At 75.9% G+C, this 23606-nt stretch carries 24 protein-coding genes; 18 read left to right on the forward strand and 6 right to left on the reverse strand.

The window, feature by feature from the left end:
• Window positions 1-397: 397 nt before the first annotated feature.
• Window positions 398-1300 carry a hypothetical protein gene (locus ACI8AA_RS18030; protein WP_457045767.1) on the forward strand — a complete coding sequence of 301 codons (903 nt, stop codon included), beginning with the start codon at window positions 398-400 and terminating at the stop codon, window positions 1298-1300.
• Window positions 1301-1366: 66 nt separating this feature from the next.
• Here ACI8AA_RS18030 and ACI8AA_RS18035 read toward each other — a convergent pair whose 3' ends face one another.
• On the reverse strand, window positions 1367-1846 hold the full coding sequence (locus tag ACI8AA_RS18035) for a metallopeptidase family protein (protein ID WP_387991485.1): 480 nt from the start codon (window positions 1844-1846) through the stop codon (window positions 1367-1369).
• A gap of 174 nt (window positions 1847-2020) precedes the next feature.
• Here ACI8AA_RS18035 and ACI8AA_RS18040 point away from each other — a divergent pair, with 174 nt between their 5' ends.
• The 14 genes from ACI8AA_RS18040 to ACI8AA_RS18105 all read left to right on the forward strand — a co-directional run bounded on the left by ACI8AA_RS18040 (window position 2021) and on the right by ACI8AA_RS18105 (window position 16665).
• A complete protein-coding gene (locus ACI8AA_RS18040; protein ID WP_089402638.1) occupies window positions 2021-2371 on the forward strand; it encodes a DUF3499 domain-containing protein in 351 nt (116 codons plus the stop codon).
• Between the two features lie 133 nt (window positions 2372-2504).
• Window positions 2505-3866, forward strand: coding sequence for a phosphomannomutase/phosphoglucomutase (locus ACI8AA_RS18045; protein WP_457045768.1), 1362 nt, complete (start codon window positions 2505-2507; stop codon window positions 3864-3866).
• Window positions 3863-4084, forward strand: coding sequence for a Trm112 family protein (locus ACI8AA_RS18050; protein ID WP_457045769.1), 222 nt, complete (start codon window positions 3863-3865; stop codon window positions 4082-4084). The genes ACI8AA_RS18045 and ACI8AA_RS18050 overlap by 4 nt, the downstream gene beginning before the upstream one ends.
• Window positions 4081-5223: an SIS domain-containing protein gene (locus ACI8AA_RS18055; RefSeq protein ID WP_457045770.1), complete on the forward strand. Its 1143-nt coding sequence runs from the start codon at window positions 4081-4083 to the stop codon at window positions 5221-5223. Before ACI8AA_RS18050 ends, ACI8AA_RS18055 begins: the two co-directional genes overlap by 4 nt.
• A 96-nt stretch (window positions 5224-5319) precedes the next feature.
• Window positions 5320-6276: a DUF808 domain-containing protein gene (locus ACI8AA_RS18060; RefSeq protein ID WP_457045771.1), complete on the forward strand. Its 957-nt coding sequence runs from the start codon at window positions 5320-5322 to the stop codon at window positions 6274-6276.
• An 88-nt stretch (window positions 6277-6364) separates the two neighbouring features.
• Complete coding sequence (manA, locus tag ACI8AA_RS18065) at window positions 6365-7540, forward strand: mannose-6-phosphate isomerase, class I (RefSeq protein ID WP_457045772.1); 1176 nt, start codon at window positions 6365-6367, stop codon at window positions 7538-7540.
• Window positions 7541-7598: 58 nt separating this feature from the next.
• The gene (locus ACI8AA_RS18070) at window positions 7599-8468 is read left to right on the forward strand and encodes a GmrSD restriction endonuclease domain-containing protein (protein ID WP_457045773.1); all 870 of its coding nucleotides are present in this window, start codon (window positions 7599-7601) and stop codon (window positions 8466-8468) included.
• Window positions 8469-8593: 125 nt separating this feature from the next.
• Complete coding sequence (gene ahcY / locus ACI8AA_RS18075; protein ID WP_457045774.1) at window positions 8594-10081, forward strand: adenosylhomocysteinase; 1488 nt, start codon at window positions 8594-8596, stop codon at window positions 10079-10081.
• A 176-nt stretch (window positions 10082-10257) separates the two neighbouring features.
• Complete coding sequence (gene mtrA / locus ACI8AA_RS18080) at window positions 10258-10965, forward strand: MtrAB system response regulator MtrA (protein WP_387991509.1); 708 nt, start codon at window positions 10258-10260, stop codon at window positions 10963-10965.
• 4 nt (window positions 10966-10969) lie between these two features.
• On the forward strand, window positions 10970-12709 hold the full coding sequence (gene mtrB, locus ACI8AA_RS18085; protein ID WP_457045775.1) for an MtrAB system histidine kinase MtrB: 1740 nt from the start codon (window positions 10970-10972) through the stop codon (window positions 12707-12709).
• Entirely contained in the window at window positions 12706-14418 is a 1713-nt protein-coding gene (locus ACI8AA_RS18090) for an LpqB family beta-propeller domain-containing protein (protein WP_457045776.1), read from the forward strand. Before mtrB ends, ACI8AA_RS18090 begins: the two co-directional genes overlap by 4 nt.
• Before the next feature lie 175 nt (window positions 14419-14593).
• A complete protein-coding gene (locus tag ACI8AA_RS18095) occupies window positions 14594-15361 on the forward strand; it encodes a ComF family protein (RefSeq protein ID WP_457045777.1) in 768 nt (255 codons plus the stop codon).
• A gap of 67 nt (window positions 15362-15428) precedes the next feature.
• The gene (gene hpf / locus ACI8AA_RS18100) at window positions 15429-16115 is read left to right on the forward strand and encodes a ribosome hibernation-promoting factor, HPF/YfiA family (protein ID WP_457045778.1); all 687 of its coding nucleotides are present in this window, start codon (window positions 15429-15431) and stop codon (window positions 16113-16115) included.
• A 91-nt stretch (window positions 16116-16206) separates the two neighbouring features.
• Window positions 16207-16665 (forward strand): VOC family protein, encoded by a 459-nt coding sequence (locus tag ACI8AA_RS18105; protein ID WP_457045779.1) that lies wholly within the window; start codon window positions 16207-16209, stop codon window positions 16663-16665.
• On the opposite strand, the gene ACI8AA_RS18110 is transcribed toward ACI8AA_RS18105, so the two are convergent.
• Entirely contained in the window at window positions 16574-17122 is a 549-nt protein-coding gene (locus ACI8AA_RS18110; RefSeq protein WP_457045780.1) for a GNAT family N-acetyltransferase, read from the reverse strand. The two genes, ACI8AA_RS18105 and ACI8AA_RS18110, sit on opposite strands and share 92 nt — an antisense overlap.
• 10 nt (window positions 17123-17132) lie before the next feature.
• Window positions 17133-17525 carry a pyridoxamine 5'-phosphate oxidase family protein gene (locus ACI8AA_RS18115; RefSeq protein ID WP_457045781.1) on the reverse strand — a complete coding sequence of 131 codons (393 nt, stop codon included), beginning with the start codon at window positions 17523-17525 and terminating at the stop codon, window positions 17133-17135.
• Window positions 17526-17584: 59 nt separating this feature from the next.
• Between ACI8AA_RS18115 and secA the strand changes: the two genes are divergently transcribed.
• Both secA and ACI8AA_RS18125 read left to right on the forward strand, forming a co-directional pair.
• A complete protein-coding gene (secA, locus tag ACI8AA_RS18120; protein WP_457045782.1) occupies window positions 17585-20665 on the forward strand; it encodes a preprotein translocase subunit SecA in 3081 nt (1026 codons plus the stop codon).
• Window positions 20666-20792: 127 nt separating this feature from the next.
• On the forward strand, window positions 20793-21299 hold the full coding sequence (locus ACI8AA_RS18125) for a GtrA family protein (protein ID WP_457045783.1): 507 nt from the start codon (window positions 20793-20795) through the stop codon (window positions 21297-21299).
• A gap of 3 nt (window positions 21300-21302) precedes the next feature.
• Here ACI8AA_RS18125 and ACI8AA_RS18130 read toward each other — a convergent pair whose 3' ends face one another.
• Together ACI8AA_RS18130 and ACI8AA_RS18135 are read right to left on the reverse strand one after the other, a co-directional pair.
• Window positions 21303-21851: an Rv3235 family protein gene (locus tag ACI8AA_RS18130; protein ID WP_457045784.1), complete on the reverse strand. Its 549-nt coding sequence runs from the start codon at window positions 21849-21851 to the stop codon at window positions 21303-21305.
• Between the two features lie 79 nt (window positions 21852-21930).
• Window positions 21931-22617, reverse strand: coding sequence for a hypothetical protein (locus ACI8AA_RS18135; RefSeq protein ID WP_457045785.1), 687 nt, complete (start codon window positions 22615-22617; stop codon window positions 21931-21933).
• 85 nt (window positions 22618-22702) lie between these two features.
• Between ACI8AA_RS18135 and ACI8AA_RS18140 the strand changes: the two genes are divergently transcribed.
• Complete coding sequence (locus ACI8AA_RS18140; RefSeq protein WP_457045786.1) at window positions 22703-23272, forward strand: hypothetical protein; 570 nt, start codon at window positions 22703-22705, stop codon at window positions 23270-23272.
• A 2-nt stretch (window positions 23273-23274) separates the two neighbouring features.
• On the opposite strand, the gene ACI8AA_RS18145 is transcribed toward ACI8AA_RS18140, so the two are convergent.
• Window positions 23275-23571, reverse strand: coding sequence for a helix-turn-helix domain-containing protein (locus ACI8AA_RS18145; RefSeq protein WP_457045787.1), 297 nt, complete (start codon window positions 23569-23571; stop codon window positions 23275-23277).
• Between the last annotated feature and the right edge of the window lie 35 nt (window positions 23572-23606).

Genomic DNA, 23606 nt, shown 5'->3' on the forward strand with positions numbered 1-23606 from the left:
CCCCCCCCCCGCGCCCCCCGCGGACCCCCGCGCCCCCCCGCGCCCGCCCCCCCCCCCCCCCCCCCCCCCCCCCCCCCCCCCCCCCCCCCCCCCCCCCCCCCCCCCCGGGGCCGGGGTGCCCGGGGGCGCCTCGAGGAACCCGGGCAGGTCGTCGACCGCCCAGTGCGGGCCGGGCGGCCGCTCCGGCGGCGGAGGCTCCTCCGCCGGCTGCGGCCGGGCCGGCGCCCCCCGCCGGCTCAGCGCCAGCCCCGCGACGACCGCCGCCAGCGCCACCAGGGCCACGCCGAGCACGACCCAAGGAGCGACCGGCGCAGGGAAGTCCATCCCCCTGAGCATCCCAGGGGCCCGCCCCGGGCGATCCCGTGCGGCACGCCGGGGCGCCTGACACGATCCCGGCGTGGCCGAGAACCCGGGAGCGACGGCGTCGGCGTCGGCGGCCCGAGACCGGGTGGTCGCCCTGCTCGCCGAGCTGGGGGTGTCCGACCCGGTCCTCGCCGTCACCGACCTGTCCGCGCGGGTGGGCCTGGTGCAGGGCGTGCTCGCCGACCGGGTGCTCGACCTCGCCGTCACCGAGAGCGGCCGGGGCCGGCTGCAGGCCGAGCTGCGCGGCCGGCGGTGGGCCGAGGAGCGGCAGGTCGGCGTCCCCGAGGTGGTCGCCGCGGCCGACGACGGCCGGTGGCTGCTGTCCCGCCGCGTCCACCCCGCCCCCTCCGGCGGGCCGCGCTGGACCGCCGCCGCGGTCGAGGCGGCGGTGCGGATCGCGCCGCTGCCCGCGCCGGCCGGGCAGCCGTGGGAGCCGCCGGCCGGCCGGTCGCTGCGCCGCGCCCGGGCCACCGTCGAGGACGCCTCCCGGCTCGTGCGCGGCGGCGTGCGCCTGGGCGAGCTGCGGGCGGTGCGCGCGGCCGCCGCGCAGCTGCCGCTGTCCGAGGTGGCGCACGGCGACCTGCGCGCCGCCAACGTCGTCGTCGACTCCGGCGGTCCCGACGAGGACGGGCGGCTGGTGGTCCTCGAGTGGTCCGGGGTGCGGGCCGCGCCCCGCCACCGCGACCTGCTCACGCTGTGGGCCACCACGCCCGACGCGCAGGACCGGGCGCAGGTGGGGGAGGTGGTGCTGTCCCGCACCGCCGGCTGGGAGGAGCCCGACGTCGGGCTGCTGTGGCACGCCGTCGCCCTCGAGCAGCTGGCGGCGCGGTTGACCCGCGCCGACCGCGGCGACGGCCTGGACACCGCCTTCGCCCGCGCCCGCCTCACCGAGGCCCGCGCGATGGCCGCCGAGCTCGGCAGCCCGGTCGCGACGTGATGGAACGGCCCCCTCGCAGGGGCCCGCCGCGAGCCTGCGAGCGGTGGGGGACGAGGGGGTCCTTCGTCAGCCGGTGGGGTCGATCTCCTCCGGGTCGCGGCCGAGCAGCACCGCCACCTGGTCGACGACGACGTCGCGCACGAGGTCGGCGAGGTCGTCGCGGTCGTGCGCCCGGATCTCCAGCGGCCGCCGGTAGACGACGATCCGCGCCGGCACCTCCCGCCCGTCCTCGCGGTGCGCCGGCAGCACCCGCGCCAGCGGCACCGTGCCGTCGTCGAGGACGTCGGGGTCGAGCACCACCTCGTCGGGGCTGGTGTGGTCGACCCAGGGCACGTCCTCGACGGCGAACTCCACCCCGGCCAGCTCCCGCTCCCAGCGGCGCTCGAGGTCCTCGACCGCGTCGAGCACCAGGTCGTCGAACTGCTCGGCGCGGCTGCGCGCGAGGGGGACCTCGTCGGGGACGAGGCGGCCCCGCAGGCCCCGGCCGTGCCGGTCGCGGCGGGACCGGGCGGGCCGGGAGCGGTCGGGACGGACGGGTCGGCTCATGGCGGGGCGAGCGTACGGCGCTTCGCGGGGGCGGGGCAGCGGGACATGGCCGTGCCCCGCTGACGGGGCGCGCGGGGACGTCGGGTTGGATGGGAACGGAGGGGCGCCGGTCCGGTGTGCCTGTCGCCGACTTCCTGGGTACGCGGTTACTGTGCCCAGCGTGAGGAACCGGTGGTGAGGCAGTCACGCCGCTGCAGTCGCAGCGGCTGCGCGCAACCGGCGGCGGCGACACTGACCTACGTCTACGCCGAGTCGACCGCCGTCGTCGGTCCGTTGGCCACGTTCTCCGAGCCGCACAGCTACGACCTCTGCGAGTTCCACGCCGAGCGGCTGACCGTGCCGCGCGGCTGGGAGGTCGTCCGGCACGAGATCGACGTCGAGGACTCCGGCCCGACCGGGGACGACCTGCTCGCGCTGGCCGACGCCGTCCGCGAGGCGGCCCGCCCCGAGCCGCCGCGCGCCCCGGCCGACGACGGCCGCGGCACCCGCCGCGGCCACCTGCGCGTCCTCCCCGACCTGGACTGACCAAGGACTCCGCTGCCACCATCGGCCCCGTCCGGAGGCTCACGCCGAACGTGCGAGGCGTGAGGAGGACGGGGTCCTTATAGGGTCGGCCCGACCGGGGGCAGCACCCGGCCAGTCCAGGCGAGGGTGGGCAGTGACGGACCTGTCGGCGATCATCAAGGCCTATGACGTCCGGGGCGTGGTCCCCGACCAGTGGGACGAGGACGTCGCGCGGCGCATCGGCGCCGCCTTCGCCGAGTTCGTCACCACCGAGAGCGGCGCGACCGCCGTCGTCACCGCGCACGACATGCGCCCGTCCTCGGTGCCGCTGTCCCGGGCCTTCGCCGAGGGCGTCCTGTCCCGCGGCGTCGACGTCCTCGAGGCGGGCCTGGGCTCCACCGACCTGCTCTACTTCGCCGCCGGCTCGCTGGACGTGCCCGGCGCGATGTTCACCGCCAGCCACAACCCGGCGCAGTACAACGGCATCAAGCTCTGCCGCGCCGGCGCCGCCCCGGTGGGGCAGGAGTCCGGGCTGGTCACGATCCGCGAGTGGGCCGAGCGCGACTCCTACGACCGCGTGCCCGACCGTGTCGCCGAGATCGGCCGGCGGGACCTGCTGCCCGACTACGCCTCGTACCTGCGGTCGCTGGTCGACCTGTCCCGGAGCCGCCCGCTCAGGGTCGTCGTCGACGCGGGCAACGGCATGGGCGGGCACACCGTCCCGGTCGTCCTGGCCGGGCTGCCGCTCGACGTCGTCCCGCTGTACTTCGAGCTCGACGGCACCTTCCCCAACCACGAGGCCAACCCGCTGGACCCGGCCAACCTGGTCGACCTGCAGGAGGCGGTCCGCCGCGAGGGCGCCGACATCGGCCTGGCCTTCGACGGTGACGCCGACCGGGTGTTCGTCGTCGACGAGCGCGGCGAGCCGGTGAGCCCCTCGGCGATCACCGCGCTGGTCGCCGTCCGCGAGCTGGCGAAGGGCCGGGGGACGACGGTGATCCACAACCTGATCACCTCGCGGGCGGTGCCCGAGATCGTCCGCGAGCACGGCGGCACCCCGGTGCGCACGCGGGTCGGGCACTCGTTCATCAAGGCCGAGATGGCCCGCACCGACGCGGTGTTCGGCGGCGAGCACTCCGCGCACTACTACTTCCGCGACTTCTGGCGCGCCGACACCGGGATGCTCGCCGCGATGCACGTGCTGGCCGCGCTCGGCGAGCAGAGCCGGCCGCTGTCGGAGCTGACCGCCGCCTACAGCCGTTACGCCGCCTCCGGTGAGATCAACTCCACCGTGGCCGACGCCGCGGAGCGGTCGAAGGTGGTCCGGGAGGCGTTCGAGGCCGACGGCGCCACGGTCGACGAGCTCGACGGGCTGACCGTCGACCTGCCGGACGGCTCGTGGTTCAACCTGCGGGCCAGCAACACCGAGCCGCTGCTGCGGCTCAACGTCGAGGCGCCCGACCGGGCGCGGATGGAACGGCTCAGGGACCGGGTGCTGGGGATGGTGCGCGCATGACGCAGGGGGCGACGCAGGGACCGCTGGGACTGGACCCGCTGCTGCTGGAGGTCCTCGCCTGCCCGGACACCCACCACAGCCCGCTGACCGTCGACGAGGCGGCGGGCGAGCTGGTGTGCCCGACGTGCGACCGGGCCTTCCCCGTGCGGGACGGCATCCCGGTGCTGCTGCTCGACGAGGCGCGCACCCGCGGCGGCGGGGGGACGGCGGGCCGATGACCTCGCCCGAGCTGGCCGAGGAGGTCCTCGACGACCTCGACGTGCTGCGCGCCCGCGACCCGCGCGGCCTGCTGCCGGCCGTCGCCGGCGCCGGGGCGCAGGTGCGCGAGACCGCCCGGCTGACCGAGGAGGCCGGGCTGGGCCGGGTCACCGAGGGCGGCCGCCCGCGCGGGCTGGTGATCGTCGCCCGGCGCGAGGGGGCGGTGGCGGCATCGGTGCTGCGGGCGCTGCTCGGCCCGGCCAGCCCGGTCACCGTCGACGTCGTCCCCGGCCCGGACCTGCCGGTGTGGACCGGCCCGACCGACATCGCCGTCGTCGCCACCCGGACCGGTGCCGGCCGCTACGCGGTGACCCCGGCCTACGAGGCGGCCCGGCGCGGGGTGACCCTGCTGGGCATCGGCGCCGACGACGCCCCGCTGCGGGCGGCCTGCTCCACCGCGCGGATGCCCTACGTGCCGCTGCCGCGCTCGCGGGTGCGGCACACCACCCTGTGGTCGCTGCTCACCCCGCTGCTGCGGCTGGCCACCGACCTCGGGCTGCTGCGGCCCGAGGCCGCCGACCCCGAGGCGATCGCCGCGGCCCTCGACGAGGTCGCCGCCGAGTGCGGACCCGCGCGCGAGTCATTCACCAACCCGGCCAAGACCCTCGCCCTGGAGCTGCTCGACGCCTTCCCGGTCATCGCCGCCGAGGGGCCGCTGGCCGGCACCGCGGCCGCCCGCTTCGCCGACCAGCTGGCCACCCTCGCCGGCCTGCCGACCAGCGGGTTCCGGCTGCCCGACCAGCGCGTCGCCGCCTGCGCGGTGCTCGGCGGTCCGCTGGCCCCGCGCGACGTCGACGACTTCTTCCGCGACCGCGCCGAGGACACCGGCCGCCGGCTGCGGCTGCTCACCATCCGCGACACCGACGCCGCCGACCACGACGGCGCCGGCGAGCGGGAGCCCCGCTCGGCGCACGAGGCGATGAGCGAGGTGCTGCGCACCGCGGCGGCCAACAACGTGCCGGTGAGCGGGCTGGCCGAGCACGGCGAGCCCGAGCGCCACGGCCGGCTGCCCCGCCTGGCGCGGCAGATGGCGGTGGCCGACTTCACCGCCGTCTACCTGGCGCTGGCGCTGGACCAGGAGCGGGCGCTGCGGCGCTGAGACCGGATCGGCCCGTGTCCGGGCGGCCGGTCCGGGGTACCGGATCGCGATCGACCGTGAGCGCACCCGACTGCTGACCGACTGGAAGGACCTCCCGTGGCCGGTGGACTCGTAGCCCTGTTCGACGACGTGGCACTGCTGGCCCGCGCCGCGGCCGCCTCCATCGACGACGTCGGGGCCGCCGCCGCCAAGGCCGGCGTCAAGGCCGCCGGCGTCGTCGTCGACGACACCGCGGTGACCCCGCAGTACGTGCAGGGCATCGCCGCCGAGCGCGAGGTCCCGATCGTCAAGCGCATCGCGATCGGGTCGCTGCGCAACAAGCTGCTGATCATCCTGCCCGCGATCCTGCTGCTCAGCGAGTTCCTGCCGTGGCTGCTCACGCCGATCCTCATGCTCGGCGGCGCCTACCTCTGCTACGAGGGCACCGAGAAGATCTGGCACCGGCTGCGCGGCCACTCTGCCGCGCACGGCGACGCCGAGGGACAGCCGCCGGACGAGGACACCCTGGTCCGCGGCGCCGTCCGCACCGATCTCATCCTGTCGGCCGAGATCATGGTCATCTCGCTGAACGAGGTGGCCGGCGAGGGCTTCTGGTCGCGGCTGGCCATCCTCGCCGTCGTCGGCGTGGCCATCACCGTCCTCGTCTACGGCGTCGTCGCGCTCATCGTGAAGATGGACGACGCCGGCCTGCAGCTGTCCCGGTCGGGGAAGAAGGGCGTGGCCGGCCTCGGCCGCGGGCTGGTCCGGGGCATGCCGAAGCTGCTCACCGGGCTCACCGTCGTCGGGACCGTCGCGATGCTGTGGGTCGGCGGGCACATCCTGCTGGTGGGCAGCGACGAGCTCGGGCTGCACGCCGTCTACGGCGCGGTGCACCACCTGGAGGAGGCGGCGCACGAGGCGACCGGCGCCCTGGGCGGGGTCGTGGGGTGGCTGGTCAACACGTTCGCCAGCGCCCTCGTCGGCCTGGTCGTCGGCGCGGTGGTCGTCGCCGTCGTGACCCTGCTGTTCCACCGGAAGAAGACGCCGGCCGCGGACGGGGCCGCCGCCCACTGAGCCGGGGCACCCCCTCCGGGGGAGGAGAGGGGATCCGCGGCGCCGGAGTGCCGGACAGGAGCGCTACCCGGCAGTAGCCTCCCCGGTGATGTGGCAGCTGACCAGTGCGGTCCGGCACTACCCCTGGGGTAGCCGGACCGTCATCCCCGAACTGCTGGGCGAGACCGTCCCGGCCGAGCAGCCCTACGCGGAGCTCTGGATGGGCGGGCACCCCGACCAGCCCAGCGTGCTCTCGGACGGCACGCCGCTGGACGAGGCGATCGCGGAGCAGCCCGACGCCCTGCTCGGGCCCGCGGTGCACGAGCGCTTCGGGCCGCGGCTGCCGTTCCTCATGAAGGTGCTGGCCGCCGACAGCCCGCTGTCGCTGCAGGCCCACCCGACGATGGCGCAGGCGCGGGCCGGCTTCGCCGCGGAGGAGGCGGCCGGGGTCCCGAAGGACGACCCGACCCGCACCTTCAAGGACCCGTGGCACAAGCCGGAGCTGCTGCTCGCGCTGACCACCTTCGAGGCGCTGTGCGGCTTCCGGCCGGTCGAGGAGTCGCTGCACTGCCTGGCCAAGCTGCAGCTGCCCGAGCTCAAGCCGACCATCGCGGCGCTGGCCCGTGGCGGGCTACAGGCGGCGATCCCGCAGCTGCTGGCGCTGTCGGGCAAGCGGCGCTCGCACCTGGTGGAGGTCGTCGCGCACAAGGCGGCGGAGTTCGTCGCCGCGCACGACCCGGAGTTCATCAACACCTACCGGTGGGCCACGACCCTGGCCGAGGAGTACCCGGGCGACTCCGGCGTGGTCATCTCGCTGATGTGCAACCACCTCAAGCTCGCCCCCGGCGAGGCGGTCTTCCTGCCGGCGGGCAACCTGCACGCCTACCTGTCCGGGGCCGGCGTCGAGGTCATGGCCAGCTCCGACAACGTGCTGCGCGGCGGGCTGACGAACAAGCACGTCGACCTCGCGGCGCTCATCGAGGTGCTCGACTTCTCCGACGGCAAGATCCCGGTGCTGCACCCGGTGCTCGGTCCCGGCGGGCTGCGCTACCCGGTGCCGGTCGACGACTTCGACCTCACCCGCTGCCAGCTCGACGAGCTGGCCGGCTCCCTGAGCACCCGCGGCCCGCAGGTCCTGCTGTGCACCGAGGGGGAGGCGGTCCTCGAGTCCGCGGGCGGCGAGGTCCGGCTGACCAGGGGCCGGTCGGCGTTCGTGCCGGCCGGGGCCCCGGTCACCGCCCGCGGCCCCGCGGTGCTCTACCGGGCGACCACGAACCTGCGCTGACGGACCCGCGGCGCGTGTCGCGGCCCCCGGCAGCGCGGCCGCGGACGTAGCGTCGGTCGTGCACCTCCGACCGGCCCCGCCGCGACCCGCCCCGCTGCGGGCGGCGCTGGCGCTGGGCTTGGTGGCCGCGCTGGGGTCCGGGTGCACCGCCCTGCTCGGCGACCCGCCCGCCGTCCCGTCCGCCGGCAGCGCCCTCGAGGCGCTCGACTCCGTCGAGGTCCGCGGCCGCGCGCCGCAGACCGGCTACTCCCGCGACGAGTTCGGCGACGGCTGGGTCGACACCGACCACAACGGCTGCGACACCCGCAACGACGTCCTCGCCCGCGACCTCACCGGGGAGCGCTTCGAGCCGGGCACCCGCGACTGCGTCGTCGTCAGCGGCACCCTCACCGACCCCTACTCCGGCCGCACCATCGCGTTCCGCCGCGGCGAGGGGACCAGCGACGCGGTGCAGATCGACCACGTCGTCGCGCTGTCCGACGCCTGGCAGAAGGGCGCCCAGCAGTGGGACGCCGACCGCCGCACCGAGTTCGCCAACGACCCGCTCAACCTGCTCGCCGTCGACGGGCCGCTCAACCAGGCCAAGGGCGACTCCGACGCCGCCACGTGGCTGCCGCCCGCCCGGTCCTACCGGTGCGCGTACGTGGCCCGGCAGGTCGCGGTGAAGGTGACCTACGGGCTGTGGATGACCCGCGCCGAGCGGGACGCCGTCGCCGGCGTGCTGGACGCCTGCCCGGACGAGCCGCTGCCCGGGCGCGGCCCGCTGCCGGGCCAGGAGGCGCCGGAGAGCGCGCCGCCGGCGCCGGCGACGCCCTATCCCGACTGCGCCGCGGTGCGCGCCGCGGGCGCGGCCCCCCTCCGCGAGGGCGACCCCGGCTGGAACCCGTCCCTGGACGGCGACGGCGACGGCGTCGGCTGCGAGGGCTGAGCCCGCCGGGCCCGCTGCGTTAGGCTGGACGACGGCACGAGCCCCGCCGAAGCCTCGGCATGCTCGCTCATCTCAGTGACCCCGAGTCCCCGCCGCTCCGGCGGGGCCCTCGACCCTGGAGCGACATGACCGCCTCAACCGGCACCCGCACGCTGTCCGACGGTGACTTCAAGGTCGCCGACCTCTCCCTGGCGCCGTTCGGCCGCAAGGAGATCCAGCTCGCCGAGCACGAGATGCCCGGCCTCATGGCGCTGCGCGCCGAGTACGGCGACGAGCAGCCGCTGGCCGGCGCCCGCATCGCCGGGTCGCTGCACATGACCGTGCAGACCGCCGTCCTCATCGAGACCCTGGTCGCGCTCGGCGCCGACGTCCGCTGGGTCTCCTGCAACATCTTCTCCACCCAGGACCACGCCGCCGCCGCGATCGTCGTCGGCCCCGAGGGCACCGCCGAGCAGCCCGCCGGCGTCCCGGTCTTCGCCTGGAAGGGCGAGACCCTCGAGGACTACTGGTGGTGCACCCAGCGGCTGTTCGAGTTCCGCGACGAGAACGGCGACGTCGTCGGCCCGAACATGCTCCTCGACGACGGCGGCGACGCCACCCTGCTGGTGCACCTGGGCACCCGCTTCGAGGCCGACGGCGCCGTCCCGGAGACGACCGAGGCCGACTCCGAGGAGTACGGCGTCATCCTCGCCGCGCTGCGCGACGGCCTGGCCACCGACGCCGGCTACTGGACCCGCATCGGGCAGGGCATCAAGGGCGTCACCGAGGAGACCACCACCGGCGTCATGCGGCTGTACGAGCTCGCCCGCGACGGCCGGCTGCTCTTCCCGGCGATCAACGTCAACGACTCGGTCACCAAGAGCAAGTTCGACAACCTCTACGGCTGCCGGCACTCGCTCATCGACGGCATCAACCGCGCCACCGACGTCATGATCGGCGGCAAGGTGGCCGTGGTGTGCGGCTACGGCGACGTCGGCAAGGGCTGCGCGGAGTCGCTGCGCGGCCAGGGCGCCCGGGTGATCGTCACCGAGATCGACCCGATCAACGCCCTGCAGGCGGCGATGCACGGCTACGAGGTGACCACCCTCGACGAGGTCATCGGCAGGGCCGACATCATCATCACGGCCACCGGCAACCGCGACATCATCACCGCCGAGCAGCTCGGGCGGACCAAGCACCAGGCGATCGTCGGCAACATCGGCCACTTCGACAACGAGATCGACATGGCCGGCCTCGCCCGCACCCCGGGCATCGAGCGGACGCAGATCAAGCCGCAGGTCGACGAGTGGCGGTTCGCCGACGGCCACACGATCATCGTGCTCTCCGAGGGCCGGCTGCTGAACCTGGGCAACGCCACCGGGCACCCCAGCTTCGTCATGAGCGCCTCGTTCTCCAACCAGGTGCTCGCCCAGATCGAGCTGTGGGGCAACCGCGCCGCCTACGAGGGCGAGACCCCCACCGTCACCGTGCTGCCCAAGAAGCTCGACGAGCACGTGGCCCGGCTGCACCTCGACGCGCTCGGCGTGAAGCTCACCGAGCTCACCAAGGTGCAGGCCGACTACATCGGCGTGCCGGTCGAGGGCCCGTTCAAGAGCGAGCACTACCGCTACTGAGGAAGGACCCCTCTGCCCCCCACGCCTCGCAGGCTCGGCGCGGGGCCCTGCAGAGGGGCCGTTCCATCCCCTCACCTCGCCCTTCGGGCAGGGGAGGATGGGACGGATGGTGGCGCCGGACCGGTGATTCGGTCCGGCGCCACCGTTATCCGGCCGTGACGTCGCAGAATGGTCACGTGCCTCCGACCGCAGCGAACAACGGGCCCAGTCGCGGCCGCGTCCTGGTCGTCGACGACGACGCCGCCCTCGCCGAGATGCTCGGCATCGTCCTGCGGCGCGAGGGCTACGACCCCGCCTTCGTCTCCGACGGCAACCGGGCGCTGTCGGTCTTCCAGCAGACCCGGCCCGACATCGTCCTGCTCGACCTCATGCTGCCCGGCCGCAACGGCCTGCAGATCGCCCAGGACATCCGCAGCCAGTCGACCGTCCCGATCGTCATGCTCACCGCCAAGGGCGACACCATCGACGTCGTCCAGGGACTCGAGGCCGGCGCCGACGACTACGTCACCAAGCCGTTCAAGCCCGTCGAGCTCGTCGCCCGGGTGCGCGCCCAGCTGCGCCGCGGCGAGACCGGCCAGGCCGAGACGCTGTCCATCGGCGACGTGCACATCGACGTCCCGGCGCACCAGGTCACCCGGGACGGCTCGCCGATCCCGCTGACCCCGCTGGAGTTCGACCTGCTGGTCGCCCTGGCCCGCAAGCCGCGCCAGGTGTTCACCCGCGAGCTGCTGCTCGAGCAGGTGTGGGGCTACCGGCACGCCGCCGACACCCGGCTGGTCAACGTCCACGTGCAGCGGCTGCGGGCCAAGATCGAGCGCGACCCGGAGAAGCCGGAGATCGTCCTGACCGTCCGCGGCGTCGGCTACAAGGCCGGCCCCCCGTGATCCCGTGAGCACCACCGAGCGCGCACCGGCCGCACCGGCGGACGACGGCGACACCGACGCCCCCGCGCCGGCGCGCCCGGCCGCGGTCCGCGCGCCCCGGCGGCGGCCGGCCGACCTGCCCGCGCTGCGCCGCGGGCTGCGCCGCCGGGCGGTCCGGGCGCGGATCCGCGCCCGCCGGCTGGCCGGGCGGGCGGTCACCGCCTGGCGGCGGTCGCTGCACGTGCGCATCGGCGCGATCACGATGGTCGTGGCCGGCACGGTCGTGGTGATCGTCAGCCTGGTGCTGTTCAGCCAGATCCGGACCCAGCTGCTGTCGGTCAAGGAGCAGGCCGCGATCGACCAGGCCCAGGCCGGCGTCGTCTACGCCCGGTCGGAGGTGGTGGGCATCGCCGCCGGCGACGCCGCCAGCGTCCGCGCCACCCTGGGCCGCACCGTGAACGGGCTGCTCACCCGCGGCGGCTCGGCCGGCGACTTCGACGTCGTCATGGTCTACCGCACCGGCAACGCCGAGCGGCCGCCCGCGATCAGCCGGCCCGGCGTCTACCCGGCGCTGCCCGACGACCTGCGCGCGGGCGTGCAGGGCGGCGGCCAGTACACGCAGTACGCGCTCGTCCCCGACGACACCGGCGAGCCGCAGCCCACGCTGCTGGTGGGGGTGCCCGTCCCCGGCGACGTCTCCTCCTCCGAGGCGATCGAGCTGTACTACGCGTTCCCGCTCGACCAGGAGCAGGAGACGCTGTCGCTGATCCGCAGCACCGTGGCGATCAGCGGCATCGCGCTCACCCTGTTCGTGGCCGGGATCGGCGTGCTCGTCACCCGGCTGGTCGTCGACCCGGTGCGCCGCGCCGCCGGCACCGCGCAGCGGCTGGCCGAGGGCCAGCTCGAGGAGCGGATGGCCGTCCGCGGCGAGGACGACCTGGCCCGGCTGGCCACCAGCTTCAACGCGATGGCCGACAGCCTGCAGCGGCAGATCACCCAGCTCGAGGGGCTGTCCCAGCTGCAGCAGCGGTTCACCTCCGACGTCAGCCACGAGCTGCGCACCCCCCTGACCACGGTGCAGATGGCCGCCGACGTGCTGCACGAGTCGCGCGGGGACTTCCCGCCGCACGTGGCGCGGTCGGCCGAGCTGCTGCACGAGGAGCTCGACCGGTTCGAGCGGCTGCTGTCGGACCTGCTGGAGATCAGCCGCTACGACGCCGGCGCCGCCGTCCTCGACTGGGCGCCCACCGACCTCGGCGCGCTGGTCGGCCGGGTGGCCGACGGGATGTCCTCGCTGGCCGAGCGGCACGGCTGCGAGCTGCGGGTCACCGGCCCGGCCGACCCGGTGATCGCCGAGGTCGACGCGCGGCGGGTCGAGCGGATCCTGCGCAACCTGGTCGGCAACGCCGTCGAGCACGGCAGCGGGCAGCCGATCGAGGTGACGCTGGCGGCCAACCGGACGGCAGCGGCGGTCACCGTCCGCGACCACGGTGTCGGGCTGTCCTCGGCCGAGGCCGCGCACGTCTTCGACCGGTTCTGGCGGGCTGACCCCTCGCGGGTGCGCACCGTCGGCGGCAGCGGGCTGGGCCTGTCGATCAGCCTCGAGGACGCCCGGCTGCACGGCGGCTGGCTGCAGGTGTGGGGCCAGCCGGGCCTGGGCGCGCAGTTCCGGCTCACCGTCCCGCTGGTGGCCGGCGCCGACCTCACCAGCTCGCCGCTGCCGCTGCGGCCGACGATCGTCCGCCGGCCGGGGGAGCGGCGGTGAGGCGGGTGCCGGCCGCGCTGGTCGCCCTGCTGGTGGGGCTGCTCGCCGCGTGCTCGACCGTGCCCACCGGCTCCGCGCCGCAGGCGATCACCGACGCCCAGGCCCGGCCCACCGGCGACGTCGGCATCGAGCCGCTCGGCCCGCGCGCCGGGGCGCCGCCGGAGGAGATCGTCCGCGGCTTCATCGACGCCGCCGCGAGCACCGTCAACGGCCACCCCGTCGCCGTCGAGCACCTGACCCCCGAGGCGGGCGCGACCTGGTCCGACGAGGCCGGCATCACCCTGGTGGGCCCGGACTACGCGACGGTGACCACCGGCTCGGGCACCGTCGTCATGACCGGCGACCTGGTCGGCACCGTCGACCCGCGCGGCGTCTTCACCGCGCCCGACGACACGGTGTTCACCCGCGAGTTCACGCTGGCCGAGGTGGACGGCGGGTGGCGGATCACCAACCCGCCGGACGGCCTGGTCATGCTCGTCCCCGACTTCGAGCGCCTCTACGACGACCTCGCCGTCTACTTCGTCGACCCGACCGGCGCCCGCGTGGTGCCCGACCCGCGGTACCTCATCTCCGGCGAGGCCCAGCCGACGACGCTGGTGCAGCGGCTGGTCGAGGGCCCCTCGCCGGCCCTGGCCGCCGGCGTCGGCAACGCGCTGGGCGGGGTGACGCTGACCCGCGCGGTGACCGTCTCCGGGGGGACGGTCACCGTCGACCTCGCCGGCCTCGACGACCTCGCGCCCAACCAGCTGGCCCAGCTGTCCGCCCAGCTGGTGTGGACGCTGGACCAGCTCGAGGGCACCAACTCGGTGGAGGTCACCACCAACGGCGAGCCGGTCGCCATCGACGGCGTCCCCACCGTCCAGCGCACCGACGACTGGGCCTCCTACAGCCCGGACTCGGTGCCCGCCGACGCCTCCGGCCACTACCTCGACGGCGGCCGGCTGATGACCGTCGACGGGCAGCCGGCGCCCGGGCCGGCCGGCGAGGGCGCCTACGGGCTGACCGGCGCGGCGGTGTCCGCGGACCCGCGCACCAGCGCCCTGACGGCGATGGCCGGCGTCTCGGCGAGCGGGGGGAGCGCGTCACTGCTGGCGGGCAGCTACGGCCAGGGCCTGGCCCCGGTGATCACCGGCGCCGGCCGGCTGTCGGTGCCGACGGTCGCGGCCACCCGGGCGGAGTTCTGGGTGGTCCGCGACGAGAGCACCGTCGTCCGGGTGCCGGCGTCCGGGCAGCCGCAGCCGGTGAACGCCCCGACCCTGCCCGGACAGGGCCGGGCGACGGCGCTGCAGCTCTCGCCCGACGGCGTCCGCGCCGCCGTCGTGGTCACCCGCGGGGACGGCGCCGTGCTGCTGGTCGGCACGGTCGTGCGCTCCGACGAGGGCCAGGTGGCGCTGCGCGACCTGCGCGAGGTGGCGCCGTCGCTGACCGCCGTGGTCGACGTCGGCTGGCGCACCGCCGGCAGCCTGATGGTGCTCGCCGACGGCGAGGAGGGCGTGGTGCCCTACGTCGTCGGCGTCGACGGGTGGGGGCTGGCCACGGTGCCCACCGCCGGCCTGCCCAGCGCGCCGACGGCGCTGGCGGCGGCGCCCGGGCAGCTGCCGCTGGTCAGCGCCGGCGGGACGATGTGGCTGCTGGTCGGCGGCACCTGGGTGACGCTGCTGCGCGGCCAGGAGCCGGTGCCGGGCACCGAGCCCTTCTACCCCGTGTAGCGGGAGGACCCCTCGCCCCCCGCCACTGGCAGGCTCGCGCCAGGCCTCGTCCTGAGGCTCGCCGCGAGCTCGCGAGCGGGGAGGAGGACGCGGTCCTTCTGCCTGCAGAGGGGCCGCTCTCCACAGATGCGGTCGGAGCCGGGTGCCGGGGGGCCCGGAGCCGCAGGCTGGGGCGGTGGGAGGTCCCGTCGCTGCGCTCGCGGGCAGCCTCGTGGACCTCGTGCTCCCGCGCACCTGCGCCGGCTGCGGCGTGCCCGGCCCGGCGCTGTGCCGGCGGTGCGCAGCCCTGCTCGGCGCACCGCGGGAGGCGACGCCGCGCCGGCTCCCGCCGGGCATGCCGCCCACCGTGGCCGCCGGCGCCTACGCCGGGCCGGTCCGCCCCGCGGTCGCGGCGTTCAAGGAGCACGGCCGCGCGGAGCTCGCCGGCCCGCTCGGCGCGGCACTGGCGCTGGCCGCCGGCGTGCACGCGGTGCTGCTGCCCGGCCGGCCGGTGCTGCTGGTCCCGGTGCCGCCGACCCGGGCGGCGCTGCGGGCGCGCGGCCGCGACTGCGTGCGGGAGCTGGCCGCGGCCGCCGTCGCCGACCTGCGCGCCGCGGGGGTGCCCGCCGGGTGCGTCCGGCTGCTGGCCCGGGCCGGGCGGGTGCGGGACTCCGCGGGGCTGTCGGTGGCGCAGCGGCGGGCCAACCTCGCCGGCACCTTCGCCGTCCGCCCGGCCCGGCTCCCGCCCGGGGCGGTGCTCGTGGTCGTCGACGACGTCGTCACCAGCGGCGCGACGCTCACCGAGGCGGCCGCCGCGCTGGCCGCGACACGCCCGGACGGCGACACGCCGGTGCTGGCCGCCGTGGTCGCCGCGACGCCCCGTACCGGTCCCCGGCCGGTCCACGCGGCGTCACCTGGGCGCTTCGCGGACGGCTCCGCGGGGGCTTCCCGGGTGTCCCGCTGATCGACTGTCCGGCCCACGTGACAGCGACTAGCGTTGCATCGATCACACCCGATGACCGGGAGGTCTGATGGAGATCGTGGTCCGTGGCCGCAACGTCGAAGTGCCTGAGCACTATCGGCAGCACGTGGAGGACAAGGTCGGTCAGCTCGAGCGGTTCGACGGCAAGCTCTCGCGCATCGACGTCGAGCTGTTCCACGAGAAGAACCCCCGCCAGTCCGCCAACTGCCAGCGCGTGGAGATCACCCTGCGCGGCAAGGGACCCGTGGTCCGCGCCGAGGCCGCCGCGCCGGACTTCTACGCCGCGCTGGACATGTGCTGCGGCAAGCTCGACAACCGGCTGCGGCGGGCGAACGACCGCCGCCGCGTGCACCACGGCCGGCGCACCCCGCCCAGCGTGCGGGTCGCCGGCCCCACCGCCGCGCCGCTGGAGACCCCGGCGCCCGGCATCCCCGACGTCGAGCAGCAGTTCGCCGGGGAGCCCCTCGTCACCGACCTCGACGAGCACCTGCCCGGCCGGATCGTGCGGGAGAAGCACCACCCGGCCGTGCCCATGACCGTCGACCAGGCCCTGCACGAGATGGAGCTCGTGGGCCACGACTTCTTCCTCTTCCAGTGCGCCGACACCGGCCAGCCGACCGTCGTCTACCGGCGGCACGCGTTCGACTACGGCCTCATCCGGCTGGTCGAGCCGCCGTTGGGCACGGAGTCCGCGCACGTCGCGGTACCGGCCGAGCCCGCCGCCGTCCCGCGCTGACCGCCCCCGGAGGGGCCGTGCCGTGCCGGCACGGCCCCTCCACCGTGTCCGGGCACCGATGAGCCACGGCCGGCCCGCCGGTCTGCCCCGCATGACGAGGACCGTGCAGCGGGTGCTGAGCGTGTCGGTGCGCGTGGCCGACCAGGACCGGGCGCTGGCCTGGTACCGGGACGTGCTGGGCTGCGAGGTGGTGCGTGACGTGGAACTCGGCCCGGGCGCCCGCTGGCTGGAGGTGGCGCCGCCCGGCAGCCCCGTCACCGTCGCGCTGCTCACCGAGGAGGGCGGGATCCCGATCAGCGTCCGCTACGCCGCCGGCCGACGTCCGGGCCTCGCACGCGGCGCTCATCGCGGCCGGCGGCTCGCCGGGCGAGGTGCTCGACACCGGCTTCGCACCGCCGATGCTCACGACGGCCGACCCGGACGGGAACGCCGTGGTGCTCGTCGAGGAGGAGTGACCCTCAGTCGGCGGCCAGCCGGCCGAACAGCACGGCGTCGGCGCGGGTGCCGTCGCGCCGCGGCAGGGCCGAGCGGACGACGCCCTCGCGGGTGAACCGGGCCCGCAGCGCCACCGCATGCGAGGCGGGGTTGTCCACGTCGACCACCAGGTGCACCCGCGGTGCCCCGTGCGCGAACGCCCAGCCGGCCAGGCCGTCGGTGACCTCGGTGGCGTAGCCGCGCCGGCGGGCCCACGGCGCCACCGAGTAGCCGATCTCCGGGCCGAGGTGCCGCCCGCCGAACAGCAGGCCCGCCGTGCCGACGAACTCCCCGTCGGCTTCGGCCACGACCGGCAGCCCCGTGCCCTCGGCGCGCTGGCGCACCACCGTGTCCACCCACGCGCGGGCGTCGGCGAGCGTGTAGGGCACCGGCGCGGCGCTGATCCAGCGCTGCGTCTCCGGGTCCTGGGTGGCGCGGTGCACGGCGCCGGCGTCGTCGGGGGTGAACGGCCGCAGGACCAGCCGGGCGGTGCGGACCACCTCGGTGGTCAGGTCGATGCCGGTGAGCTCCACCCGCTCATCGTCATGCGTTGCCGAGGACGCGGTCGACCGAGATCTCGACGACGACCCGCGCCGGGTTCTCCCGCGGCTGCCGGTACCGCCGCGCGTAGCGGGCCTCGGCGTCGGCCACCGCGGCCGGGTCGTCGCGCACGACCGCCGTCCCCTCGAGGGTCAGCCAGCGGCGCCCGTCGACCTGGCAGACGGCGACCCGCGACCGCCCGGCGCGGACGTGCCGGGCCTTGGCCGAGCCGCCGGAGGTGATGACGCGGGCGGTGCGGGTGTCCGGGTCGTAGGTGACGCCGACGGGCACCACGTGCGGGGTCCCGTCGGCGCGGAGCGTGGTCAGCGTGGCCAGGTGGCGCTCGGTCAGGAAGGCGAGCGCGCCGGGCCCGAGGGCGGCGGGGTCGGTGGCCACCCGGCGGAGGGTACGTGCGGCGTCCCCGGGGTGCTGGCCGGGCCGCCTACGCTGGTGCCGTGGTGTTCTCGAGAATCCTGCGAGCCGGTGAGGGCAAGATCCTCCGACGACTGGACCGGATCGCCGACGCGATCGAGTCCCTGGAGGGCGACGTCGCCGACCTCACCGACGCGGAGCTCCGGGCGAAGACCGACGAGTTCAGGCAGCGGTACGAGGACGGCGAGACCCTCGACCAACTGCTCCCCGAGGCGTTCGCCGTCGTCCGGGAGGCGGCCACCCGGACGCTGGGCCAGCGGCACTTCCGCGTCCAGCTCATGGGCGGCGCCGCGCTGCACCTGGGCAACATCGCCGAGATGCGCACCGGTGAGGGCAAGACCCTGACCGGCGTGCTGCCGGCCTACCTCAACGCCCTGACGGGCGAGGGCGTGCACGTGGTCACGGTCAACGACTACCTGGCCAAGCGCGACGCCGAGTGGATGGGCCGGGTGCACCGCTTCCTCGGCCTGAGCGTGGGCACGATCCTGTCCGGCGAGAAGCCCGCGCACCGCCGCGAGCAGTACGCCGCCGACATCACCTACGGCACGAACAACGAGTTCGGCTTCGACTACCTGCGCGACAACATGGCCTGGTCCAAGGCCGACCTCGTGCAGCGCGGCCACCACTTCGCGATCGTCGACGAGGTCGACTCGATCCTCATCGACGAGGCCCGCACCCCGCTGATCATCAGCGGCCCGGCCGAGTCCGCCGGCAAGTGGTACGTGGAGTTCGCGCGCATCGTGCCGCTGATGAAGCGGGACGAGCACTACGAGGTGGAGGAGGCCAAGCGGACGGTCGCCGTCACCGAGGAGGGCGTCGAGTTCGTCGAGGACCAGCTCGGCATCGACAACCTCTACGAGGCGGTCAACACCCCGCTGATCGGCTACCTCAACAACGCGCTGAAGGCCAAGGAGCTCTTCCACCGCGACCAGCAGTACATCGTCAGCAACGGCGAGGTGCTGATCGTCGACGAGTTCACCGGCCGCGTGCTGGCCGGCCGCCGCTACAACGAGGGCATGCACCAGGCCATCGAGGCCAAGGAGAAGGTGCAGATCAAGGACGAGAACCAGACCCTCGCCACGATCACGCTGCAGAACTACTTCCGGCTCTACGACAAGCTCTCCGGGATGACCGGCACCGCCCAGACCGAGGCGGCCGAGCTCTCGCAGACCTACAAGCTGGGCGTCGTCCCGATCCCGACCAACCGGCCGATGGTCCGCGAGGACCGCTCCGACGTCGTCTACAAGACCGAGAAGGCCAAGTTCGACGCGGTCATCGACGACATCGCCGACCGGCACGAGAAGGGCCAGCCGGTCCTCGTCGGCACCGCGAGCGTCGAGAAGTCCGAGGTGCTGTCGAAGCTGCTGCTGCGCCGCGGCATCCCGCACGAGGTCCTCAACGCGAAGAACCACGCGCGGGAGGCGGCGATCGTCGCCCAGGCCGGGCGGCTGGGCGCGGTCACCGTGGCCACCAACATGGCCGGCCGCGGCACCGACATCCAGCTCGGCGGCAACCCCGAGTTCATCGCCGACGAGGAGCTGCGCGCCCGCGGCCTGTCGCCGTCGGAGACCCCGGAGGAGTACGAGGCGGCCTGGGACGAGGCGCTGTCCGCGGCCAAGGACCAGGTGAAGGCCGAGCACGAGGAGGTCGCCGAGGCGGGCGGGCTCTACGTGCTGGGCACCGAGCGGCACGAGAGCCGCCGCATCGACAACCAGCTGCGCGGCCGGTCGGGCCGGCAGGGCGACCCGGGGGAGTCGCGGTTCTACCTCTCCCTCGGCGACGACCTCATGCGCCGGTTCAACGGCCCGATGCTCGAGTCGATGATGACCACGCTGCGGGTCCCCGAGGACCAGCCGATCGAGTCGAAGATGGTCTCCCGGGCCATCCGCTCGGCGCAGACGCAGGTCGAGCAGCAGAACTTCGAGGTCCGCAAGGACGTCCTCAAGTACGACGAGGTGCTCAACCGGCAGCGCACGGTCATCTACGACGAGCGCCGCAAGGTGCTCGACGGCGAGGACCTCCACGAGCAGGTGCAGCACATGCTCGACGACGTCGTCCGCGCCTACGTCGACGGCGCCACCGAGACCGGCTACGCCGAGGACTGGGACCTCGAGCAGCTGTGGACCGGCCTGAAGTCGCTCTACCCGGTGGGCCTGGACCGCCAGGAGCTCATCGACCGGGTCGCCGACGGCGAGCAGGCCGCGCTGACCGCCGACGTGCTGCGCACCGAGCTGCTCGAGGACGTGCACCGCGCCTACGAGGAGCGCGAGGCGGCGCTGGGCTCGGAGGTCATGCGCGAGCTCGAGCGGCGGGTGCTGCTGTCCGTGCTCGACCGCAAGTGGCGCGAGCACCTCTACGAGATGGACTACCTGCGGGCCGGCATCCACCTGCGCGCGATGGCCAACCGCGACCCGGTCGTGGAGTACCAGCGCGAGGGCTACGACATGTTCACCGCGATGCTCGACGGCATCAAGGAGGAGTCGGTCGGCTTCCTGTTCAACCTGGAGGTCAAGACCAAGGAACAGCAGGAGGCCGAGGCCAGGGCGCAGCAGGACGAGGCCGAGGCCAGGGCGCTGGCCGCCGCGCAGGAGGGCACCGCCCGCGTGCTCGCCCGGCAGCGGGCGGCGCAGGAGGCCGCGGCCCGCGCGGCCGCCGCGCCCGCCGACGGCGCCACCGCTCCGGCGGCCGACGGCGCTGCTGCTCCCGCCGCCGCCTCCGCCGACGGGGACGGGTCCGCGCCCGTGTCGATGGCCAAGCCGTCCGGCGGGCCGGCGGCCCGTCGCTCGACCGGCGCCCCGGCCGGGCGGCCCACCGCCCGCAAGAGCGGCACCCGGCCCGCGGCCCCGGCCGCGCCCGAGGCGGAGACCCCGGCGCCGTCGGGCACCGGTCCGCAGCTGGCGGTCAAGGGCCTCGACGAGCCGCGCCGCCAGGAGGACCTGAGCTACTCGGCGCCCTCGCTCGACGCCTCGCCGAAGGAGAGCGGCCCGGCCAAGGCGGCCAAGACCGCCACGGTCACCGGGACCAGGGAGCCGGCCCGCAACGCGCCGTGCCCCTGCGGCTCGGGCAAGAAGTACAAGGTCTGCCACGGGGCGGCCGGTCGCTGACCGCTCCCGCACACCCCCGGCGCCCCGTCGACCCCCGTGGTCGGCGGGGCGCCGTCGTCCGGGATCAGGTGCGCGATGAGGGTCTTCCCTGATGTGCCGGGGGCCGTGAGGCGAGGAGCCTTGCTCCATGCCCGCGACCGTCCTCGCTCCTCCACCCGACCGGGTGGGGCCGCGGGCGTCGGCGCCGACGCTGCTCGACCGGCTCCGCGGTGACCGCGTGCCCGCGCAGTTCGTCCGGTTCGTGCTGGTCGGGGGCTCGGCGAACGTCGTCTACGCCGGCCTGTTCCTGACGCTGGCCGGGCTCGGTGACCAGGCGGCCAACCTCGTGGCGGTGGTCGCCTCGACGGCCCTCGCCAACGAGCTGCACCGCCGGCTGACCTTCCGCGCCGCCGACCGGACCGGCTGGGCGACGGCGCAGTGGGCCGGCGGGGGGATCGCCGTCGCCGGGCTGGTGACCTCCAGCCTCACCCTGGCCGCGGTCGACGCCTGGACGGTCTCCGCCCCTCCGCTGGTGTCGGTGCTCGCGGTCATCGCGGTCAGCGGCCTCGTGGGCCTGGCCCGGTTCGTCGGTCTCCGCTGGGTCCTCGTGGTCCGCCCGGGAGCGGCGGCCCGCCGTCCGCGGGCATGCACCTGACCGTCAGCCGATCGAGAGGGCGGTGCACCGCCAGCGGCCGTCGATGCCCTCGAGCCGGGCGGCCACCGCGTGCGCGCGACCGGCCCGCCGCGCCACCGCGCTGACCTCGGCCACGCCGTCGACCGGCTCGCACACGTGCACCGGGCCGAGCAGCAGCGGCGCGGTGCCGGCGGCGCACCAGGCAGGCCGCCGTCCGGCGACGAGTGCCGCGTGCACGCCGGGGGAGGCGAGCCGCTGCACCTGGGACAGCGGTCGGCGGCCGGCCAGCGCCTCGAGCACGGTGGTGAACAGGAGCCGCCCGGTGGCGCGGGGGTCGGGCAGGTCGGCCCGCACCGACCAGGCCGGGCCGAAGAGGTCCGGCCGGCGGCTGCGGGGTCCCTCCGGCGCCGGCCGCGGACCGGGCCGGTGCGGCGGGCGGGGCGGCGGCGTCGCGGGGTCGACCAGGGCGACGGCCGGTCCGGTCAGCGGCGGGTGCAGCGGCGGGACGAGGCTCAGCCGCAGCGTGCGCAGCGGCGCGTCGGTCGGCGGGGCGGGCTGGGTGGGCGCGGTCACGGGAGCTCCCGGGGTCGGGTCGGGGTGGGGGACGACGCGGGCCGGGGGAGCGGCCGGACGGTTCGGCGGGATGCGGCCCTCACGGCGGCGGGCGCAGCACCTGACCGGGCAGCAGCAGGTCGGGGTCGGCGCCGATGACGGCCGCGTTCGCCGCCCACCAGCGGCCGACGGCGGCGGCGGTCGCGGCGTCGGCCGGTTCGGCGCCGGTGCGGGCGCGCAGGTCGGCGGCGGCGATGGTCCACAGGCACTCCCCGCGCAGCACGACGTGCTCGCCGGGGGCAGGGGCGGGCCAGTCGGGTACCGCGGGCCGGTCGGGCACCGCGACGGCGGGTGCGCCGGGTGCCGGCCAGTCGGGGACGGCCAGCGGGCCCGGCGCGCCGGCGGTCGCCACGACGACGGGCCCCGCGGCCGCGCAGCCGCTCAGGACCGGCGCCGTGGCCAGGCCGACGCCGAGGGCGAGCGCCGCGGCCCGCCGCCCGGACGCCGGCACCACCCGCTGCAGGAGGACGCCGGCGGCCGCGCCGGCCAGGCCGGGCAGCGCCGACAGCCCGGTGAGCACCAGCCCGAGCGCGCCCCAGGCCCAGACGGCCCACGCCGCGACGGCGACCGCGTCGAGCAGCAGCGCCTCGGGTCCGGCGGTGTCGACGAGGGCCTGCAGGGCGCCGCCGCTGCGCAGGAGCGCGGCGAGGTCCGGGGTGAGGGCGTGCAGGCCTCCGGCCAGCGCAGCCATGGCCGCCGTCGTGACGGCGAGTCGACGTGCCGACATGTGTCCTCCTCCCGATGACGTCGGCGTACTGAAGCAAGCAAACGCAATCAAACGCAAGCGTGCTTGTGGATCTAGGCTCTCCGGCATGCGCTGGCAGCAGCTGTTCGCCGACCTGCAGGCGGAGTTCGAGCAGGCCGCGGTGGCGGAGGAGCGGGCGGAGCTCCCGTCCCGGTCCCGGGCGGAGGTCGGGGCTCTGCGGCTGGCGGACCGGCTCGGCGGCGCGGTCGGCGGGCACGTGTCGCTGCGCTGCCGCGGGGCGGGGGAGGTGGCCGGCCGGCTCGCCGAGCTGGGGCCGGACTGGGCGCTGCTCGACGACGGCTCCGGGCGCGAGGTGCTGGTGGCGCTGCCGGCCGTCGTCGCGGTGTCGGGGCTGCTGCGGACCACGGCCGCCGCCGGGCCGCCGTCGGCCGTCCGGGCCGCGCTGGACCTGCGCCGGGCGTTGCGCGGACTGGCGCGCGACCGCAGCGCGGTGGCCGTCGTCCTCGACGACGGCGGGGTGCTGACCGGGACGGTGGACCGGGTGGGTGCCGACTTCGTGGAGCTCGCCGAGCACGCGGCCGACGACTTCCGCCGGGCCGGCGCGGTGCGCGGCGTGCGGGCGGTGGTGCTCTCGGCGGTCGCCGTGGTGCGGACGCTCGCGCCCGGCGCCGCCTGAGCTCAGCGGGTGCGGCGCCGCCCCTGGGCGGGCGCCCCGACGGCCGGGACCTCGTCCCCGGTGGTCTCCGCGCCGTCGGCCGCGACCTCGTCGGCGGCGGGCACGGCGCCGGCACGGGCCTCGGCGTACTTCTGCTGGATGAAGCGCTCGAGCTCGTCGACCTCGACCCGCCACTGGCCGCGGCCGCCGATCTGGATGGCGATCAGCTCCCGGCGCCGCACGAGGGCGTAGGCCTGCGACCACGAGACGTTGAGCGTCTCGGCGACGTCGTCGAGGGTCAGGAAGCGCGGTGTGGGCATGGGGGCTCTCCGTCCGGTCCCCGCCAGTCTGTCAG

It is taken from the genome of Geodermatophilus sp. SYSU D01180 (assembly GCF_054050415.1).

Bases quoted from the DNA above. Each gene is read 5' to 3' on its own strand.
- ACI8AA_RS18145 (WP_457045787.1), bottom strand. From the start codon at position 23,571: ATGCCCACACCGCGCTTCCTGACCCTCGACGACGTCGCCGAGACGCTC.
- ACI8AA_RS18050 (WP_457045769.1), top strand. From the start codon at position 3,863: ATGACGCAGGGGGCGACGCAGGGACCGCTGGGACTGGACCCGCTGCTG.
- hpf (WP_457045778.1), top strand. From the start codon at position 15,429: ATGGAGATCGTGGTCCGTGGCCGCAACGTCGAAGTGCCTGAGCACTAT.
- ACI8AA_RS18135 (WP_457045785.1), bottom strand. From the start codon at position 22,617: ATGTCGGCACGTCGACTCGCCGTCACGACGGCGGCCATGGCTGCGCTG.
- ACI8AA_RS18055 (WP_457045770.1), top strand. From the start codon at position 4,081: ATGACCTCGCCCGAGCTGGCCGAGGAGGTCCTCGACGACCTCGACGTG.
- ACI8AA_RS18140 (WP_457045786.1), top strand. From the start codon at position 22,703: ATGCGCTGGCAGCAGCTGTTCGCCGACCTGCAGGCGGAGTTCGAGCAG.
- ACI8AA_RS18035 (WP_387991485.1), bottom strand. From the start codon at position 1,846: ATGAGCCGACCCGTCCGTCCCGACCGCTCCCGGCCCGCCCGGTCCCGC.
- ACI8AA_RS18125 (WP_457045783.1), top strand. From the start codon at position 20,793: ATGCCCGCGACCGTCCTCGCTCCTCCACCCGACCGGGTGGGGCCGCGG.
- manA (WP_457045772.1), top strand. From the start codon at position 6,365: ATGTGGCAGCTGACCAGTGCGGTCCGGCACTACCCCTGGGGTAGCCGG.
- ahcY (WP_457045774.1), top strand. From the start codon at position 8,594: ATGACCGCCTCAACCGGCACCCGCACGCTGTCCGACGGTGACTTCAAG.
- ACI8AA_RS18105 (WP_457045779.1), top strand. From the start codon at position 16,207: ATGACGAGGACCGTGCAGCGGGTGCTGAGCGTGTCGGTGCGCGTGGCC.